The sequence below is a fragment of the Actinomycetospora endophytica genome (genome assembly GCF_021026375.1).
In the GTDB taxonomy this organism is placed as follows: Bacteria; Actinomycetota; Actinomycetes; order Mycobacteriales; family Pseudonocardiaceae; genus Actinomycetospora; species Actinomycetospora endophytica.
In genome coordinates, this window is record NZ_JAJNDB010000002.1 from 640204 (window position 1) to 659326 (window position 19123).

Genomic DNA, 19123 nt, shown 5'->3' on the forward strand with positions numbered 1-19123 from the left:
CACGTGGTGCTCGCGGGGACGGAGGCCGTAGTCCAAGTGGCAGAGCCGGCGTAGCCCAATTTGGCAGGAGGCCCCGGAATTAGGCTCCGGACAGTGTGGGTTCGAGTCCCACCGCCGGCACTCAGAGCTTCAGATCGCGCAGCAACCGGCCCACGTGGCCGGTCGCCTTCACGCCGTACTGCGCGTCCTCGACCTTCCCCTCGGCGTCCACCAGGAACGTCGAGCGGATGACGCCGACCGACGTGCGCCCGTACATCGTCTTCTCGCCCCAGGCGCCGTAGGCCTCGAGGACGCTCTTCTCCGGGTCCGAGAGCAGCGGGAACGTCAACCCCTGGTCGGCGCGGAACTTGGCGAGCTTCTCCGGCTTGTCCGGCGAGATGCCCACGACGGAGATCCCGGCGTCGTTGAAGGTGGCCAGGTTCTCGGTGAAGTCGCAGGCCTCCTTGGTGCATCCGGGGGTGTTCGCGGCGGGGTAGAAGTAGACGATGACGCGGCCGCCGCGGTAGTCCGCGAGCGACACCGTCTCGCCGGTGTCCGAGGGCAGCGAGAACTCCGGGGCAGCGTCACCCGGGGTCAGACGGTTATCAGTGGCCACGGGCGGGCAGGATACCGCTCGCATGTGATCGCGGACCGCGCGGCGAGTCGTCGCCGGGACGCACGGCCGCCGCGTGACGATGCGGCCACGATGGGCGGCAGCACGCAACGGGCTGCGTCGACGAACAGACCGGCAGCAGTCGGACCGGACAGGACGAGGGAGGCTCCGTGGCACGGGACCCGGACACCATCGAGCGGGAGATCGAACAGGCGCGCGAGGCTCTCGCGGGTGCGCTGGACGAGCTCTCGGATCGCGCGAACCCGCAGCGGCTCAGTGAGCAGGGCAAGGAGATCGCGGCCGAGAAGTGGGCCGACCCGAAGATCAAGTACGGGGTGATCGCTGCGGGCACCCTGATCGGACTCCTCCTGCTGCGCAAGCTGCTCAAGTAGGCACGACCGGCTGATCCGACGGCTGTGGGCGGGCGCCCCGAGGTGATAGGAACCTCGGGACGCCCGCCCTTCGTCGTAACAGGACAGCTCGGAGGTCTCCCACCGTGTCGACGTCGTCGTCGCAACTCACTCCCGCGGCCCAGCGCTTCCGCGCGGCCCGCGACCTCCTCGTCGAACGCCAGACCGACTACGACGCCGCGCGTCGGGACTTCGCCTGGCCCGAGCTGGACGAGTTCAACTGGGCGCTCGAGCACTTCGACGCGATCGGCGCCGACCCGGCGTCCGCCGACCGGCCGGCGCTGTGGATCGTCGAGCAGGACGGCAGCGAGGGGAAGTTCTCGTTCGCGGAGATGACCCGGCGCTCGAACCGGGTCGCGAACTGGTTGCGCTCGCACGGGGTCCGCCGGGGCGACCGGATCATCCTCATGCTCGCCAACCAGGTCGAGCTGTGGGACACGATCCTCGCGACGATGAAGCTCGGCGCCGTGCTCATCCCCTCGACCCCGATGCTCGGCGCGGCCGACCTGCGCGACCGCATCGACCGCGGTGCCGCCAAGCACGTCGTCGTCCGGGACGCCGACGTCGACAAGTTCGACGACGTGCCCGGTGACTACACCCGCATCGCCGTCGGGCCCGCGACGCCGGACGGCTGGCTCGACCTCGCCGACGCGGACTCGGCCTCGGAGGACTTCGAGGTCGACGGCCCGACGAAGGCCTCCGAGACCCTGCTCCTCTACTTCACCTCGGGCACCACCGCGAAGCCCAAGCTGGTGCAGCACACTCACGTGTCCTACCCCGTCGGGCACCTGTCGACGATGTACTGGATCGGGTTGCAGCCAGGCGACGTGCACTGCAACGTCGCCTCGCCCGGCTGGGCGAAGCACGCGTGGTCGAACGTCTTCGCGCCGTGGTGCGCCGAGGCGACGATCTTCATCTACAACTACTCCCGCTTCGACGCCGACGCGATGCTGAAGACCCTCGTCGACCACGGCGTCACCACGTTCTGCGCGCCGCCGACGGTGTGGCGGATGCTCATCCAGGCCGACCTGGGCCGCTGGCAGGTGCCGATGCGTGAGCTCGTCGGCGCCGGCGAGCCGCTGAACCCCGAGGTCATCGAGCAGGTCCGCGATGCCTGGGGCCTGACGATCCGCGACGGGTTCGGGCAGACCGAGTCGTCGCTGCAGATCGCGAACACGCCGGGCGCGCTCGTCAAGGACGGGTCGATGGGCCGGCCCCTGCCGGGGTTCGAGATCGCGCTGGTGGATCCCGTCTCGGGTGTGGTGGGCGACGAGGGCGAGATCTGCGTGGACCTCTCTCACCGGCCGGTGGGGCTCATGGTCGGGTACGCCGACGACGACGAGCGCAACGCCGAGGTCATGCGCGGCGGCTACTACCACACCGGCGACGTCGGGTCACGGGACGCGGACGGCTACATCACCTATGTCGGGCGTTCCGACGACGTGTTCAAGGCGTCGGACTACCGCATCTCGCCGTTCGAGCTCGAGAGCGTGCTGCTCGAGCACGAGGCGGTGGCCGAGGCCGCCGTCGTGCCCTCGCCCGACCCGCTGCGCCTGGCCGTGCCGAAGGCCTACGTCGTGCTCGCCCGCGGATGGGACCCCGACGAGAAGGCCGCGCGGGCGATCCTCGAGTACGCCCGGGAGCAGCTCCCGGCCTACAAGCGCGTGCGACGCCTGGAGTTCGCCGAGCTCCCGAAGACGATCTCCGGGAAGATCCGGCGGGTCGAGCTGCGGACGCGGGAGACCGAGCTGCGGGCCGACGGCGGCGTCCCCGAGGGCGAGTTCTCCGACGACTCCCTGGGGCTGCGGTCCTCGTGAGTTCCTTCGCGTTCCCGGTGGTGCCGCGGTACGCCGAGATCGACCAGCAGGGCGTGGTGTTCTTCGGGCACTACCTGACCTGGTGCGACGAGGCGTTCACTGCGTTCCAGTCCTGGGTCGGCTACCCGTACCCGGACATGATCTCCGACGGCGTCGACATCCAGATCGTGCACGCCGAGCTCGACTACGGGGCGTCGGTGGAGTGGGGCGACGCGGTGTCGATCGTCGTCGAGAACGAGAAGGTCGGGACGACGTCGTTGCGGACGCGGTTCGCGATCCAGCGGCGGTCGTCCGAGCACGAGGCCTGGGCGGACGCGGTGATCGTGACGCTGGTGCACGTGTGCGTGGACGCGTCCTCCTTCACGAAGACGGCGGTGCCGGGGCGGTTGGCGGATGCGTTGGCGACGGCGGCGCGGGTGTGAAGGTTCGTGGTGGACCGACCGAGTCACGGTGACTCGGTCGGCGCCTCCGTGTCTGCGCTGTCGGCCGGCTGCCGGTGTTCATGGCCATCGATGGGGCTTGCATGATCATCAGGCCTGAGTGGCTGCCGGTGGGGCCGCTCGGGGCCGTGGAGGCCTGGTGATCATGGTTGCGAGGGGTGGGTCGGGCGGATTCTCCGGTTCGGCCCCGTCTGGGCGGGGTTCTCGTCTACGTTGCCGTTCATGAGTGCTCCGGTGCCGCCGAACGACCCCGGGTGGGGGCCGGCCGGGCAGCTCGCCGACTCCTGGGGTGTGGGTCTGCCCGGCTCACCGGGGCCGCAGGCGTCGGACCCGGCGCGGTTGACGAACGGGCAGGTGGTGCCGCGGCAGGTCGTGGAGATGCCGACCGGCGGGTCGTTCACGGTCGATCTGGAGCGCGCCCCGCAGACCCTCCGCGACCTCACGGCCGCTCGGGACGAGCTCGCGGATATCATGCTGGAAGCCCAGCGACTCGGGAAGGTCGATCCCGGTTCCGCGGACGATGTCTCCCGAGACGCTGCGACGATGCTCGGCACCGTCGCAGATGGTGGTGACGGCTCCTTGCTCGGTGCACTGAACGCTGGGGTCCGTCGGCTCGACCTGTTGATCGACGCGATCAAGATCGAACTACGCACTTACGAGGCCTCGGAGGACCAGACTCGCCGGGGCTTCGATGCCAAGAGGGCCTAGCTCGCTACTGCTGGCCGTGCTCGTGTTGATTCTGATCGCGGCATGCGGAGGCGTGAGTCCGGCACCGCAACCGAACCCTGCTCCATTAAGCACGTCGCCTCGACTCGAAGCCCCATCCGTCGTGGCTCCGCGGGACGGATCCATGTACGTGGGAAGACCCTGCGCCGCTTTGACGTCATCGGAGCTCACTCGGCTTGGGATGAGGCCTCAGGGCCGCCAACGGACCAACAACGGTGTCCAGGAGTGCGACTGGTCGTCCGGCGAGCTCGAAAACCTGGCCATATACGTGGATCCCGGCCGGGATCTGCTCGCTGACACCTACAGGACCTGGCGCGGGGTTCTCGTCCCGATCACGGTCGAAGGCATGCCCGCCGCGCTGCAGAAAATCGGTCGCGGTGAGTTCAATACGTGCACCGTCACGACGGGCCTCGGTCCGAAGCAAGCCATCGAGACGACATGGATCGGGAAGGGCGACCCCCGCCCCGGCAACGACGCGTGCGAGTTCGCCGAACAGGCCACCGCCCTCGTGATCCGCAAGCTCCCACCTCAGCGCTGATCTCCTCTCACGAGTTCTCCCAAACCGCACCCACGGCGCGGCCGGCCTCCCTAACGTCCCCGGGCGGAGGGGGTGGTGGGCGGTGCCGATGCCGGGGGATCCGGGTGTGGTCGAGTCGGGGGCGGATCAGCTCACGGCCATGGCCGAGGGGTTCACGAGCGCGGGCGAGGGCATCCGCGCCGCGGGCAACTCCTGGGCGGCGGGCTGGACGGGTGGCGCGGCGCAGGCGGCATCGGCGCAGGTCGGCGAGGTGGGCGCGAAGGCGGCGGTGGGCGCGGACGTGTCGCGCGCGGTCGGACAGGCGCTCACGACGTATGCCTCCGAACTGCGCGCCGCCCAGGAGCAGTACCTCCGGGGCGAGCAGATGGTCGCGGCCGGGCAGGCGGACGTCGCGCGGTCCACGACGGCCATGCAGAACCTCCAGACCACCGAGCGGACGACACCGGCCTCCGCGCAGAAGGACGCGGCCTTCGACGCGGCCGACGCCGCGGTCTCGGCCGCGCAGGGGAGGGTCGCCGAGGGGCAGCGCCTGATGCAGGAGGCCGTCCAACGCGAGCAGGCCGCCAACGCCGCGGCCGCAACCTCGGTCCAGGGCGCCCAGGGGCAACTCGCCGGAATGACCGCACCCGTGCCCGGAGCCGCCGGAGCGGTACCCGCCGGAGCGCCCGGGACTCCGGGACAGCCCGGCCAACCCCCGCCCGCGTTCACCGCCGCACCCGCCACCCCGCCGCCCGAGGAGGAGAGCGGGTTCTCCTGGACCGATATCGCGCACACCGCGCTGGACGTCGCCGGGCTGGTCCCGGGCGTCGGCGAGGTCTTCGACGGGGCCAACGCCGCCTGGTACGCCTCCGAGGGCGACTACCTCAACGCCGGGCTCTCGGCCGCCGCGATGGTGCCCTTCGCCGGCTCGGCGGCCACCGGGCTGAAGGTGGGGCTCAAGGCGGGCGAGGCGGCCACCGACCTCGCCAAGGCCGGCACCCACCTCGCCCCCGAAGCCGCCGCGGCCGTGAAGACCTCCGAGGTACCCGCGTCCGGCCTGCACATCGACATGGCGCCCTCCGCGACGACCCCGCCCAGCCGGGCTCTCTCGATCGGCGAGCCCGTCGACGTCGGCACCGGGCACCTGCTGCTCCCCGCCGTCGACGTCGAACTGCCCGGCGTGCTGCCACTCGTCGTCGAACGGCTGCACCGGTCGTCGTACCGCTCGGGGCGTTTCTTCGGCCCGAGCTGGGCCTCGACGCTCGACGAGCACGTCGTCGTCACCGACACCCACGTCGTCCTCGCCCGCGCCGACGCCGTCGCGCTGCGATTCCCGCCCGACGGCGGGCCCGCGGTCGAGGACGACCGGTGGACCCTCACCCGGGACGGCGCCTCCGTCGTCGTCGACGATCTCGACGGCGAACGACGCCGGCACTTCTCCGGTCACGGCGCCCAGCGGTGGCTGACCGCCGTCGTCGACCACCAGGGGCGGCGCTATGACGTCGACCGGCTCGCCGACGGCACCCCGCTCGAGATCCGCCACCACGGCGGCTACCGCGTCACGGTGCTCACCGCGCGAGACCGGATCGTCGGGTACGACCTCGTCGGCGCGGGCCCCGACGGCAGCGACCGTGCGCTCGTCCGGTTCGGGTACGAGGCCGGGAACCTCACGGCCGTTGTCACCTCCTCCGGGCTGCCGACCCGATTCGGGTACGACGACCGCGGCCGCATGACCGGCTGGGCCGACCGCCGCGGCACCTGGTTCCGCCACGAGTACGACGACGAGGACCGGGTCGTTCGCCAGGTCGGTTCCGGGGGCGTGCTGAGCTGCTCGTTCGACTACGACCACGACATCGTCACGCGCACCGACTCGCTCGGCGCGATCACGCGGTACGTCCACGACGACGCCGGCCGGGTCGTGCAGGTGACCGATCCGCTCGGCGGCGAACGTCGGACCGAGTACGACGATGCCGGCCGCGTCACCGCCGTCGTCGACGAGCTCGGCCGGACCACGCGGTTCGGCCACGACCCCCGCGGCCTCCTCGACCGGGTCGAACGGCCCGACGGCTCGGTGGTCACCGTCGTGCACGACGACGCCGGGCGACCCGTCCTCGTGCGGGACGCGGACGGTGCCGAGTGGACGCACGAGTTCGACGACGCCGGTCGGCGGGTCGCGACGACCGACCCGCTCGGCGCGATCACCCGGTACGCCCACGGCGAGCACGGGTTCCTCGTGGCCGTCACGGACGCGCTCGGCGGGGTGCGGCGGCTGGAGAACGACGCGGCCGGACTGCCGGTCGCCGTCGTCGATCGGGTCGGCGCAGTCACGCGATGGGAGCGCGACGCCCTCGGCCGGGTCGTCGCCGAGACGGATCCGACCGGACTCGTCACGCGCTACACGTGGACGCTCGAGGGCCGCCTCGCGACGGTGACCGCGCCCGATGGCGGCGTCGAGCGCCGCCTCTACGATCCGGAGGGCAACCTGGCGTCGTCGACCGACGCCGTCGGGCAGGTCACCCGGTTCGAGCACACCCACTTCGACCTCGTCGCCGCGCGCGTCGACCCGGACGGCTCCCGGCACGAGCAGGCCTGGGACTCCGAGATGCGGTTGGTCGGCGTCACGAACCCGCAGGGCCTGCGCTGGTCCTACGAGTACGACGCGGCGGGCCGACTCGTCGCGGAGACCGACTTCGACGACCGTCGCACCACCTACGCCCTCGATGCCACCGGGGCCCTCCGGCGCCGGACGAACGCGCTCGGCGAGACCGTCGAGTTCGCGTACGGGCCGCTCGGGCAGGTGTCCGAGCGACGGGCGGACGGGGTGCTGACCACGTACGACCACGACGCGGCCGGTCGTCTGGTCCGCGCGACGACACCCGACGTCGACGTCGTGATCACCCGCGACGCGTCCGGCCGGGTGCTCGGGGAGGCGACGAACGGGCGCGAGCTGATCTCCTCGTACGACGCGCTGGGACGCCGCATCGGGCGGATCACGCCGACAGGACAGCGCAGCGAGTGGGCGTACGCGGCGGACTCGACGGTGACCTCGCTGGTCGCCGGTGTCGCGATGGACTTCGACCACGACGTCGCCGGCCGTGAGACCCGTCGTCGAGCCGGCCGGGCCGTCGTCGAGCAGGACTGGGACGCGGGGCGGCTGGTCGAGCAGCGTCTCGAGGGCGCGTTCGACCGGCGGTTCCGGTACCGGCCGGACGGCAGTGTCGTCGGGATCGGGGCGCGGGCGTTCGACGTGGACGCCCAGGGCCGGGTGACCGCGGTCCGGGGTGGCGGGTGGTCGGAGCGCTACGCCTACGACGCCGGCGGGAACACCGTGGCGGCCTCGTGGCCCGGCGCGGACCCGGAGTTGGCCGGCGCGCGTGAGTTCTCCGGGACGACGCTGCGGCGGGCGGGACGGGCGACGTACGGGCACGACGCGGCCGGCCGGGTCGTCCGGCGGACGCGGGGGCGGCTGTCGCGACCACCGGAGTCCTGGCAGTTCCGGTGGGACGCGCTCGACCAGCTCGTCGGGGTGACGACGCCGGACGGCTCGCTTTGGCGGTACGTCTACGACGCGTTCGGGCGGCGGGTGTCCAAACAGCGGCTCGATCCTCGCGGCGGTTCGGCCGAGCAGGTGGATTTCACCTGGGACGGGGCGACGCTGGTCGAGGAGGTCCGGTACGCGGACGCCGGCGTCTCCTCGACGGCGTGGGACCACGACGCGAGCGGGCTGCGGCCGGTCTCGCAGCGCTCACGGTGGCGGGCGGCGGGGCAGGCCGAGGTCGACGAGCGGTTCTACGCGATCGTCACCGACCTCGTCGGCGCGCCGACCGAGCTGCTCGCGCCGGACGGTTCGGTGGCGGGCCAGGCGCGGCGGTCGCTGTGGGGGCGGACGTCGTGGACCGGGGTCTCGACGCCGCTGCTCTTCCCCGGCCAGTACCTCGATACCGAGACCGGGCTCGCCCAGAACCTCCACCGCTACTACGACCCCGACACCGCCCGGTACACCTCGCTGGACCCACTGGGGCTCGCGCCCGCTCCGAACCCGGCCGCGTACGTCCACAACCCGCTCACCTGGGCGGACCCGCTCGGCCTCAACCCCTGCGCCGCGCCGCTACCGGGCTCCGGTGGTCAGAAGGCTCTCCCGCCGGGAAAGCCTCAGTGGGGAGGCTCACAGGTCTATAACAAGGGCGGTAGAATGACCGCGATCGAGCACATCAACTATCGCCACGGGCCATATTCGTCGAGTTCTACCCCGGCGGGCAGGTTCGACGCAGGGACATCCGCGCATTCTATCAAGAGTCATGTCGACGACGCGCTGTCGAACGGGTCGAGAGTCACCGACGGCCGCGGGGGTGAAACGTTCGAGCATGATATCGGGCGCCAGATAGGGCTCGATGCCGATGGAAAGCCGACGACTAGAATCCGGGTGCATGCCAGAGATGGACAGATCAGGACAGCGTTCCCCTACTGAGCTGGCGGGGAACCATCTCGTTGCAGGCCTGCTTCGAGAAGGTGAGTTGACGCCGAACATCGCCCGGGAGGTGCTCGATGTCGTAGGTGATCCCAAGAGGCTCAGTTTTTGGGAGCGTGAACTCAACGTATACTTTCTGAAATTCGACTTCGCGCACGGTGTCGCGTTCCTCGTGGATGATCTCGACACCTCTCCTGATGGAACGCTGGAGATGTCGATCGACGAAATGAGCGGGCTGCTTCGCGATTACATAGCGCGCGAGGACGACTGAGTCGACGAGTCGGTGCGCATATGTGCTCGTTCGAGGGAGGTGTGGGATGATCCACAAAATCGGCACCTGGGTGCGCAATTCTGCCTCCGGAGCGATCACCGACGCGTCGTTCGACGGGTTCAGCATGTCCATCATCGCGGGCAACTGGGGGTTCAGTACGACCATTCCCTGGCGCATCGTGTCCGACGGAGACCTCATCGCAGCATCAGCAGACCTGGAGCCCGCCCAAGAGGCATTGAAGGCGATCTTGGGCACCACACTCGCTGATGTCGTCCCGATGGGTCGACTCATGCTCGGCGACCCAGCGCTCGTGCCGTCGAGCGGTTCGGCCATCGAGGTCTTCTCGGATACCCAGATCGACCCGTGGGCCTTGAGCACGCCGACATGATCTACGTCGGCACGCCGGGCGATCCCCGGGCCAACCGTTGATCCGGGTCTGAGCAGGTCACTCGCTCGTCGAATCTGATGAGCTGCCCCCTTGTCGCGGTGATTCTTCAGCGCCCGGGCGCCTTGTCGTTGTGAATCACAACGACAAGGGCGCTGCCGTGTGGTGAATCCCCGCGACAAGGCGATCGCGCACGTCAGGAGCGGGGCACGCGGCCGCCCGAGCTCCAAGAATCGGCCCAGTAGATGGCGTCAGCCGACCCGCGCGGACCAAGATCACGAGTTCGTGCGCGACACGCGCAAGATTCGGGTGCGACGCGCTCACGAGGATCAGATCTTCATCCCCGGCCCCGGCCCCGGCCCCGGCCCCGGCCCCGGCCCCGGCCCCGGCCCCGGCAGACCCCGGAGGCCCGTGACCGAGCACCCGTGGCCGGCGAACACCCCGGAACACCGGCCACAGGCACCCGGCGATCAGCGCAACGAGAACGGCAGGATCGAGCCCCGCAACAGCGCCCGACCGTCCACCGACGCCAACGACGGGAACCGCGACAACCGCGACGTCGCCAACTCCACGGGGTCGGACACCGAGTCCAGCCGCCCCGTGAGGTACGCCCACTCGTGCTCGTCCGAGCAGTACGGGAGCACCGTCGGGAAGACCTCGTCGAACCGGCCGACCATGCGCCCGAGCGTGTCGTTCCGCCACATCGTCGGGCAGCCGGCCTGCGTACAGACCACCCCGCCCGGAGCCAGGACGGACGCGCACCGCTGCAGGAACGGGGTGCCGTACAGGCGCGCGTGCTGCGCCGGGTCGTCGACCTCGACCGGCTCGTCGGGCAGGTCGACGATGACGACGTCGTACTGGTCGCCCCGCTCGGCGGCCTCGGCCAGGAACTCCCAGCCGTCGGCGTAGTGGATCTGCACCGGCCCCGAGCCGGCCTCGGCGGCCTCGAGCTCCACCGACGAGTAGCCGTAGGGCAGCAGCTCCGCGCACCGGCGGACGCACTCCGAGTCGATGTCGACGTGATCCACCCGTGAAGCCCCGGCGGCCACCGCGAGCTGCGAGACGACGCCCTCGCTCGAGCCGACCACCAGCACCCGCTCCAACCGGTCCGCCAGCAGCAGCGGGGGCACCGCGAGGGCCTCGTGGTAGGTGAACTGGGTGGCCTCGGTCGACTGCCGCTCCCCGTCGCAGAACAGCGAGATCCCCTGCGCGGTGCGCGCGACGATCATGTCCTGCCACGCGGTCCGACCCCGCCAGATCACCTCGTCGATCCGCCACCGGCGCCGCATCCCGTCGGCGAGCGGCTCGTCGACCTCCCGCTGGCCGGCGGCGTCGGGGGCGAGCCCCGCCCCCCGCGCCACGATCTGCGCCCGCACCTCGACGGCCCCGACCTCCCGGCCCAGCACCTCGACGATCCGCTCCGGATCGGCGTGCTCGCCGCAGGTGAAGACGTCGACGAACGCCGCGCTCGCCTCCGGATAGGCGTGCACCGAGGCGTGTGACTCGGCGAGCATCGCGAGCACCGTCGTGCCCTGCGGTTCGAACCGGTGGGTCACGACGTCGAGGGTGGTCGCCCCGCCGTCGTCGAGCGCGGTCCGCAGGGCGCGGGCGACGGCGGCCTCGTCACCGAGGAGCACGGGCGAGACGCCGCGCAGTTCGGCGAGCACGTGACGGCCCGAGAACGACGCGGACGGGGAGTCCACCGGGGTGGAGGGGAACGCGGGGGCGGGAGTGGTCAATCGGTTTCCTCGGGGGTGTCGTCGGTGGCGCGGTCACGGATCACGGTCGGCAACGGGGGGAGCCCGTTGAAGCCGACCGACGCATAGCTCGAGGTGTAGGCCCCGGCGCCGAGGAACTCGACGGTGTCGCCGGCGGCCAGGTCGAGGGGGAGACGGACGTCGGCGTGGCGGTAGAGCACGTCGTCGCCGTCGCAGGTGGGTCCGGCGAGCACCACGTGGCCACTCGGCGCCGCGGTGGGGTACCCGGGTGTGCGCAGTCGATACACGATCATCTCGCCTTCGGTCTCGGCGAGGCCCTGGTAGCGCCCGACGTCGAGGTAGACCCAGCGGCGTCCCGCGCGCTCGGTGACGAGGACGACCTCCGCGACCAGGACACCAGCCTCGGCGACGAGGGCCCGCCCGGGTTCCGCGACGAGGTGCGGCCGCCAGCTCCCGACCCCGGGAACGTCCGCGTGCTCGGCGAGCGCCGCGCGGATCGCGTCGGCGCAGCCGGAGAGGTCGGGCACCGGGCCCGCGGCGTGCGGCGTCGGGAACCCGCCCCCGACGTTCAGCTCGGCGACCGGCGCCCCGAACGACTCGACGGCCCGGGCGGCGGCCGCGATGCCCCGTCGCCACGACGCCGGGTCGGTCTGTTGCGACCCGGGGTGGAAGCCGAGCCCGTGCGGGCGCAGCCCGGCGTCGCGGGCACGACGCAGCAGGTCGGCGGCCTCGTCGGGAGCGACCCCGAACTTGCCGGAGAACGGGGTGGCCGAGCCGGTGTCGTCGGCGCCGAGGCGCACGGTCACGTCGGCGCCGGGAGCGAGCCGGGCGAGCAGATCGACGTCGGACGCGGCGTCGGTGGTGAAGCGGTGCACGCCCGCGGCCACCGCCGCCCGCACGTCCGACGGCTTCTTCAGCGGATTGCCCCAGCTCATCCGCTCGGGCGGGACGCCGGCGAGCAGGCAGGCGTCGAGCTCGCCGCGGCTGGCCAGGTCGACGCTCGCGCCCTGCTCGGCCAGGAGCGCGAGGACGGCGGGGTGAGGATTCGCCTTGACGGCGTAAGCGGTCTCGCTCTCCGGGAGAGCGTCGCGGAACGTGCGGTGGGCGGCCTCGACGACGCCGAGATCCAGCTCCAATCGTGGACTGATCATCACCTGATCGGAGGAGTCGAGAGCGGGGTCGACGACGCGTTCGTGCGCCTGCACGGCCCGCTGTGCACCCACGGCCTCCACTGTGCCCCGTGGTGCCCGTTCGAAACACAGAACGGCTGACTTGAGACGTATCGGACGCGTACTCTTCCGGATCTCCGGGCCGGTGGGTCCCGGGGGTGGCGGGTCGGGGAGAGAGTGGGACAGGTATGCCTTCGGGCTCCCTGAACGGGTGGGGGACTCCTCGCCGCAGACAGCGGTGGCCACGCTGGTCACCTCGCAGCGTGGCGGTCACGGGTCTGTTCGCGGTGGCGCTGCTGGCCGCGGCGCTGGGCGTCGGCCGCACCGTCGTCGCGCCCGCCGGGCCGGGCGAGCAGGCCGCGGGTGGAGCGGGGTCTTCGCGCGCCCTCGTCACCGACACCGACAAGGCACGGCCGGGCGGCTCGGCACCGGACTACGGGTCAGGCTACGGCCCGCCGACCGGGGCGGCCGGTTCGTCGGCGCCCGGGGCCGACCTCGGGACCTCTTCGGCGCCGTCGGGCGGCGCGAGTGATTCCGCGGCCGGCGCGCCGTCCGACCCGGGAGCGTCCGACGACGCCCTCGCACCACCCCTCACGCCGATCCCGCTCCCTGGCGCCCGTCCGCTGGGCAGCGCTCCGGCGCCCGCGTCGAGCACCCCGTCCGGCTGGGAGCCACCGCTGGCGCCGATCGTGCCCGGCGCGCAGGCACCGTCGTCGGCGGCGCCTGCGGGGGAGCCAGCCGCGCCCCTCGCGCCGATCGTGCCGCCGGGCGGTGTGGCGCCCGGCCCGACGGCCGGGCAGGCGACGACCGCCGCCCCGCCGCGGGTGCAGGACCTGCCCGGCGCCGTGCTCGGGGGCGTCGTGCCTGGTCAGAACCGCGCCGACCGGGGCGGGGACGGGAAGGCGGACGCCCCCGAGGTGAAGGCGCCGAAGGTCGAGGCGCCCGCGAAGGCGGACCGCCCGAAGGCGGAGTCGCCGAAGAAGGCCGATGCTCCGAAGGCCGATGCTCCGAAGGCCGATGCTCCGAAGGTCGACGCCCCGAAGGTGGAGGTGCCGAAGGTCGAGGTCCCCGGGGTCGACGCGCCGAAGAACACGGACACCGGGCGCGGCGGGGCGAAGGACGGCGACACGGGTGCCGCGGGCCGGGGCCCGGCGTCCGCCACCCCCGCCGTCGCCGTGCCTGCGGTGGCCCCGGAGGGCTGGCCGATCCCGATGCTCGGCCCCAGCAGCTCCGACCCGCCGTCGTCCTCCGCGAGCGCCACCGCCGACCTGCCCGGCGAGGCGACCGCCACCGGCACCGGATCGACCCTGGCACCGGGCACCGGCGGCAGCGGGTCGCCCCTCGCCCCGACGACGACGGCGGGCGGCGGCTCCGGTTCGGTGCCGGAGGGGTGGCCGATCCCCACGCTCGGGCCGGCGTCCACCGACGCGCCGCCCGGCTCGTCCGACGCGATCACCACGACGACGGGGGTCGACCCGACGGGCACCGCCGGCGCCACCACCGCCGCGGCGCCGACCGGGAGGGCCGCACCGCAGGTCACGACCGCCCCCGACGGGACGGGCGCGGCGACCGATCCGTCCACCGGCGTCGTGACCACGCGAGCTCGCTCGGTGGACCCGTCGTCGGGAGCGGTGACGACCCGCTCCACCCGCACCGACCCGTCGTCGAAGGAACGCACCACGCAGACGACGACCCGCTCGGCCGACTCGTCCACGGTGGAGGTCACGACGACGAAGGAGTCGTCGGACGGCAGCGGGTCGGCGGATCCCTCGTCCGAACCGAGTGCCTCGGCCGGGAAGAGCACGGCCGGGGCCACGACGACGGCGTCGAAGGCGTCCGGCTCGGCGAGCACGAAGGCCACGTCCAGCCCGTCGAGCAAGTCGTCCTCGAGCGACAGGTCGTCGAGCAGCAAGCCGAGCTCGAGTGACAAGTCCAGCTCGAGCAGCAGCAAGTCCAGCCCGAAGTCGTCCAGCTCGAAGTCGTCGAGCTCGTCGGTGAAGACGAGCACGTCGAAGGGCTCCGACGGGTCCACGACCAAGGAGACGACGACCTCCGACGGCGACGGCAACAGCGTCACCCGCAAGAGCGTGACCAGCTCCGACGGCGACTCGAAGACGACCTACGTCGCGCAGTCCTCCGACGGGAAGAAGGTCGAGTACTCGGACACGTCGAGCCAGTCGTTCGCCTCGACATCGGGCACCGAGGGCTGGTGGTCGCGGCTCTGGACCTGGTGAGCAGGCGAGTCACGGCCGTGACGGCCGGGCTGGGACGATCACCGGCGTGGCCGTCACCGGAGAGGACCTGCACGCCCGCGGCGAGGAGTTCGCCGAGTTCTGGCGCGAGTACCACCTCTGCTCCCTGACCACCCTGCGCCGCGACGGGAGCCCGCACGTGGTCGCCGTCGGGGTCACGCTCGACCTCGACACCGCGACCGCCCGCGTGATCACCCGGCGCGGCAGCCAGAAGGCCCGGAACGTGCGCCGGGCCGAGGGTGGCGCCCGGGTCGCGGTCAGCCAGGTCGACCGCGGGCGGTGGTCGACGCTGGAGGGGATCGCCGTCGTCCGCGAGGACCGGGAGTCGGTCGCCGACGCCGAGGCCCGCTACGCGGCCCGGTACCGCACGCCTCGGGAGAACCCGGAGCGGGTGGTCATCGAGATCGCACTGACGCGGGTCCTCGGCAGCCGCTGACTCAGGCCGTCGGCGCGGTCAGGTCGTAGACCGTCGTGCCGCCGATCGTCCGGGCCGTGAAGTGCTGCTTCACCCAGGCGGTGATCTGCACGGTGTCGGCGCTGCCGCCGGTGTCGGGGACCTCGGAGAGGCCCTGGCCCAGGAAGTAGTGCACCTGGCCGGAGGCGATGAGCGCCTGGAACTGCGCGAGCGTCGGGGACGGGTCGGTCCCGTTGAACCCGCCGAGCGGCATCACGGGTGCGCCGCTCGCGAGCTGGTAGCCCGCGGCCGGCATCGACCCCGCGGTCGCCGCGACCCAGGTGTGGCCCGCCGCGCCCGCCGTAAGGAAGGCCGCCAGCTCGGCCGAGGGGGCCGAGGCGTTCAGCAGTGCCATCGCGCCACCGGGGCCGCCGCGCCCGGGTCCGCCCTGGCCGGTACCGCCCGGACCGCTGCCGGCCGGCCCGCCGAACCCGCCACCGCGGGAGCCGTGCCCGCGTCCCCCGTGGCCGCCTCCAGGTCCGCCGAACCCGGACGACGGACCCGCCGTCGGGATGATCTCGGTGTGGGCCGTGCCCGCGGTCTGGACCGCGTAGGCCACCGGCCCGCCCAGCCCCGCGACGAGCGCGGCCGTCAGCACCCCCGCCGTGACCACCCGGCGGGCGCCGGCCCGCAGCAGCCCGGTGAGCACCAGGCCGACGGCGGCGACGAGACCCGTCACCAGCACCACCGCCCGCAGCCAGGGCAGGAACTCCGGGGTCTCCCGCAGCATCCACCACGACCACAGCGCCGAGACCGCCACCGTCCCCGCGAGCACCCACCGCGGCCACCCGACCCACCGGGCCCGCCAGAGCTCCACGACCCCGACCGCGGCGAGCGCGGCGATCCACGGGGCGAGCGCGACCGAGTAGTACGGGTGGATGATCCCCGCCGCGAGGCTGAACACCCCTGCCGTGACCAGCAGCGATCCGCCCCAGAGCAGCACGCCGGCCCGTCGCCGGTCGGTGCGCACCCCGCGACCGACCAGGATCAGCAGCGCCACGCCGAGGATCAGCGCGGCCGGCAGCAACCAGGAGACCTGCGACGCCATCGAGCCGGTGAACAGGGCCGACCAGGAGTCGGTGGAGGTCGCGCCCCCCATGCCGCCACCGCCGCCCCCGGGCGGAGCCCCGCCGGCGAACCCCGCGCCGGGCCCGCCGCCGACACCACCCGGGGCGCCGCCGAAGCCGCCGCCACCCCCACCGGACGTTCCGCCGCCGAGCTGACCCGTCTCGTCACCGGTGAGCCGGCCGACGCCGTTGTAGCCGAACGCCAGCTCCAGGACGCTGTTCGACTGCGATCCGCCGACGAACGGACGCGACGACGCTGGCCACAGCTCGACCACCGCGACCCACCAGCCGGCGGAGACGAGCAGCGACGCCGTCGCGGGCAGCAGCGCGAGGAACCGTCGACGCCAGGTCCCCGGACCCGCCGTCAGGTGCAGCGCCAGGAACGCGGGCAGCACCAGGAAGGCCTGCAGCGACTTGGTGAGGAACCCGGTGCCGACGCACGCCGCGGCGAGCACGAGCCACCAGGTGGACGCCCGGGTCGTGCCCGCGTCGATCGAGCGCACCATCGCGTACGCGCCGGCCACGAGCAGCAGGCACAGCAGGGCGTCCGGGTTGTCGAAGCGGAACATCAGCGTCGCGACCGGCGTCACCGCCAGTGCCACGCCGGAGAGGATCCCGGCGACCGGGCCGGACCAGCGCCGGACCGCCCCGGTGAGCAGGCCGACGGCGCTGACGCCCATGAGCGCCTGCGGCACCAGCACCGACCACGACGACAGCCCGAACAGCCGCACCGACAGCCCCATCACCCACAGCGAGGCGGGCGGCTTGTCGACCATGATCGACGCGGGCGCGTCGGACGCGCCGAAGAACCACGCCTTCCAGGACTGCCCGCCCGCCTGCGCGGCGGCCGCGTAGAACGCGTTGCCCCAGCCCGAGGCAGAGAGCCCGACCAGGTAGAGCACCGCGGTCGCGACGAGAAGACCGGCCAGCGTGGGCGCGTACCACCGGGCCGTGCGGCGCGCGTCGGCCGCGGGGGAGGGGGTCGACAAGGCCGGGGGCGGTGGCGTCGGAGGCGTCGGTCGCCGGCCGGTCAGCAGACTCATGACGACGAGGATCGGCGCCGCCTGTGATCACGGGGTGGGCCGGGCCTGTGTGGCCGCTGTGCGGTAGGTGCGCTGCGCGCTCGTGAGCAGAAATTGAGGTCAGGGCGTCAATGTGTGCTCACGAGCGCGAAGCGCACCTAGTTCTCCAGCGGGACCAGCTCCGTCGTGAACGCGTCGAGGAAGTCGTCCCAGCTCTCCGGCGCGGTGGCGGGCCGCACGACGAACTTGGTGATCCCGCCGTCCACGAACTCCCCGACGAGCCGGCCGGCCTCGGAGAAGTCCCGCGCGATCAGCGTGCCGGGCTCGATCTCCGGACGGCGCTTCGCCGTCGCTGCCAGCGCACGCTCCACCTCGTCCGGCGCGGCCCCCGGCGGCAGGACCAGCAGGTTCGTCCCGTAGTGGTCCTCCTCGACCTCCCGCCCCGCGGCGTCGGCGGCCTCGGCGATGACCCGGCGCGCATCGGCGGCCTCGGCGGGCGTGACGAACGACGCGAGCCAGCCGTCGGCCAGCCGCCCGACCCGACGCAGCGCCGCGGGCACCAGCCCCCCGAGCCACAGGTCCAGCGGCTGCGCGGGACGTGGGGCGACCGCCGCGTCGTCGAGAGTGAAGAAGCGGCCGTGGTGGGTGACCGACTCCTCGGTCAGTAGCCGCCGCACCACCTGCAGCGCCTCCTCGAGCACCGCGGCGCGCGGTCCGGGGACGGGGTACGCGGTGCGCTCGGCCGGCGTCGCGGGCTGCAGCCCGAACACCGGCAGGATGCGCTTCGGCGCGAGCACCGCCAACGAGGCCAACTGGTGCGCGACGACGGCGGGATTGCGTCCGGGCAGCACGACGACGCCGGTGCCCAGCTTGAGGTGCTCGGTGCGTCCGGCGGCCCAGCCGAGGGCGGTGAGGGGCTCGACGGCGTCGGTGGCGATGCGGTCGGGGAACCACAGCGAGTCGATCCCGCGGCGCTCGCAGCCGTCGACCAGCGTCGTCGTGTCCTCGGCGACCCCCAGGCGGGAAGGACCCGCCCCGATGCCGATCCGGACCTTGAGCGCGGGGCTCACGCGGTCGCCTCGGCCGGGTGGCGCAGGAGCCCGGCGCGCCGGCCGAAGTCGTCGAAGAGCCGCCACGACGCGACCCTGGAGGCGTCGGCGCGCTCGGCGGTCTCCGCGCGCAGCCCCTCGGTCGAGATGCCCAGCTCCGCGAAGCGCGCCTCGATGGCGGTCCCGGTCCAGCGCGTGGCCCAGGTCTCGAACTCGGCCGGGGTGATCTCGGGGTGGAACTGCACGCCCAGGTGGCGGTCCTGGCGGAAGGCCTGGTCGCAGCGTGGCGAGCGGGCGAGGACCTCGGAGGTCGGCGGCGCGGTGAACGCGTCGAAATGGAACTCCATCCAGGGCCCTTCGACGATGACGTCCGGCTCGTACGAGGTGATGGTGCGCCAGCCGTTCTCGTGCCGCCCGTCGGCGGGATGGGCCGTGCCGCCGAGGACGCGGGCCAGGAGCTGGCCGCCGAAGCAGATCCCGAGGATCGGTGTGCCCGCCTCGATCGTCCGGGTCAGGTAGGCGATCTCGTCGGCGAGCCAGGGCACGGCGTCGTCCCACGCGCCTTCGGCCGAGCCGAGCACCGCGACCGCGTCGACGCTCGCCGGGTCGGGCAGCGCGGTCCCGGCCACGCCCGGCACGATCCGCACCCCACGCTCGGCGGCCCAGGACACGAGGGTCCCGGCCTGCACGAGCACCGTCTCGGGGTCCACGCCGTGGCCGATCACGAGCATCGTCGGGGAGTCCATGTCCCGATCAACGCACGCGA

General features: G+C 72.8%; 16 protein-coding genes and 1 tRNA gene. 11 read left to right on the forward strand and 6 right to left on the reverse strand.

Going from position 1 to position 19123, the window contains the following annotated elements; all coding sequences use genetic code 11:
* The first annotated feature begins 44 nt into the window (after positions 1-44).
* Positions 45-120, forward strand: a tRNA-Leu gene (locus LQ327_RS13940).
* A 1-nt stretch (position 121) separates the two neighbouring features.
* Here LQ327_RS13940 and bcp read toward each other — a convergent pair.
* Positions 122-595 (reverse strand): thioredoxin-dependent thiol peroxidase, encoded by a 474-nt coding sequence (bcp, locus tag LQ327_RS13945; protein ID WP_230734470.1) that lies wholly within the window; start codon positions 593-595, stop codon positions 122-124.
* Positions 596-762: 167 nt separating this feature from the next.
* Between bcp and LQ327_RS13950 the strand changes: the two genes are divergently transcribed.
* The 8 genes from LQ327_RS13950 to LQ327_RS13985 all read left to right on the forward strand — a co-directional run bounded on the left by LQ327_RS13950 (position 763) and on the right by LQ327_RS13985 (position 9629).
* Positions 763-984 carry a DUF3618 domain-containing protein gene (locus LQ327_RS13950; RefSeq protein ID WP_230734471.1) on the forward strand — a complete coding sequence of 74 codons (222 nt, stop codon included), beginning with the start codon at positions 763-765 and terminating at the stop codon, positions 982-984.
* A 104-nt stretch (positions 985-1088) separates the two neighbouring features.
* Complete coding sequence (locus LQ327_RS13955) at positions 1089-2819, forward strand: AMP-binding protein (protein ID WP_230734474.1); 1731 nt, start codon at positions 1089-1091, stop codon at positions 2817-2819.
* A complete protein-coding gene (locus LQ327_RS13960; protein WP_230734476.1) occupies positions 2816-3241 on the forward strand; it encodes an acyl-CoA thioesterase in 426 nt (141 codons plus the stop codon). Before LQ327_RS13955 ends, LQ327_RS13960 begins: the two co-directional genes overlap by 4 nt.
* Positions 3242-3493: 252 nt before the next feature.
* On the forward strand, positions 3494-3967 hold the full coding sequence (locus tag LQ327_RS13965) for a hypothetical protein (RefSeq protein ID WP_230734478.1): 474 nt from the start codon (positions 3494-3496) through the stop codon (positions 3965-3967).
* Positions 3951-4523, forward strand: a complete 573-nt coding sequence (locus LQ327_RS13970) for a DUF3558 domain-containing protein (protein WP_230734480.1) — start codon at positions 3951-3953, stop codon at positions 4521-4523. The genes LQ327_RS13965 and LQ327_RS13970 overlap by 17 nt, the downstream gene beginning before the upstream one ends.
* A 139-nt stretch (positions 4524-4662) precedes the next feature.
* Complete coding sequence (locus LQ327_RS13975) at positions 4663-8970, forward strand: RHS repeat-associated core domain-containing protein (protein WP_230734482.1); 4308 nt, start codon at positions 4663-4665, stop codon at positions 8968-8970.
* The gene (locus LQ327_RS13980) at positions 8930-9241 is read left to right on the forward strand and encodes a hypothetical protein (RefSeq protein WP_230734484.1); all 312 of its coding nucleotides are present in this window, start codon (positions 8930-8932) and stop codon (positions 9239-9241) included. Before LQ327_RS13975 ends, LQ327_RS13980 begins: the two co-directional genes overlap by 41 nt.
* Before the next feature lie 46 nt (positions 9242-9287).
* Positions 9288-9629, forward strand: coding sequence for a hypothetical protein (locus LQ327_RS13985; protein ID WP_230734486.1), 342 nt, complete (start codon positions 9288-9290; stop codon positions 9627-9629).
* 467 nt (positions 9630-10096) lie between these two features.
* Here LQ327_RS13985 and speD read toward each other — a convergent pair whose 3' ends face one another.
* Positions 10097-11365: an adenosylmethionine decarboxylase gene (gene speD / locus LQ327_RS34755; RefSeq protein ID WP_308286310.1), complete on the reverse strand. Its 1269-nt coding sequence runs from the start codon at positions 11363-11365 to the stop codon at positions 10097-10099.
* Entirely contained in the window at positions 11362-12567 is a 1206-nt protein-coding gene (locus tag LQ327_RS14000; protein WP_230734488.1) for a type III PLP-dependent enzyme, read from the reverse strand. The genes speD and LQ327_RS14000 overlap by 4 nt, the downstream gene beginning before the upstream one ends.
* Positions 12568-12776: 209 nt before the next feature.
* Between LQ327_RS14000 and LQ327_RS14005 the strand changes: the two genes are divergently transcribed.
* On the forward strand, positions 12777-14747 hold the full coding sequence (locus LQ327_RS14005; RefSeq protein ID WP_230735120.1) for a hypothetical protein: 1971 nt from the start codon (positions 12777-12779) through the stop codon (positions 14745-14747).
* A 46-nt stretch (positions 14748-14793) separates the two neighbouring features.
* Positions 14794-15201 carry a pyridoxamine 5'-phosphate oxidase family protein gene (locus tag LQ327_RS14010; RefSeq protein ID WP_230734490.1) on the forward strand — a complete coding sequence of 136 codons (408 nt, stop codon included), beginning with the start codon at positions 14794-14796 and terminating at the stop codon, positions 15199-15201.
* Position 15202: 1 nt separating this feature from the next.
* Here the strand turns inward: LQ327_RS14010 and LQ327_RS14015 are convergent, their stop codons facing one another.
* The 3 genes from LQ327_RS14015 to LQ327_RS14025 form a co-directional block, all read right to left on the reverse strand.
* Complete coding sequence (locus LQ327_RS14015) at positions 15203-17329, reverse strand: glycosyltransferase family 39 protein (protein ID WP_230734492.1); 2127 nt, start codon at positions 17327-17329, stop codon at positions 15203-15205.
* 137 nt (positions 17330-17466) lie between these two features.
* Positions 17467-18378, reverse strand: coding sequence for a TIGR03854 family LLM class F420-dependent oxidoreductase (locus tag LQ327_RS14020; RefSeq protein ID WP_230734494.1), 912 nt, complete (start codon positions 18376-18378; stop codon positions 17467-17469).
* Positions 18375-19103 (reverse strand): type 1 glutamine amidotransferase, encoded by a 729-nt coding sequence (locus LQ327_RS14025; RefSeq protein WP_230734496.1) that lies wholly within the window; start codon positions 19101-19103, stop codon positions 18375-18377. The genes LQ327_RS14020 and LQ327_RS14025 overlap by 4 nt, the downstream gene beginning before the upstream one ends.
* Positions 19104-19123 lie beyond the last annotated feature (20 nt).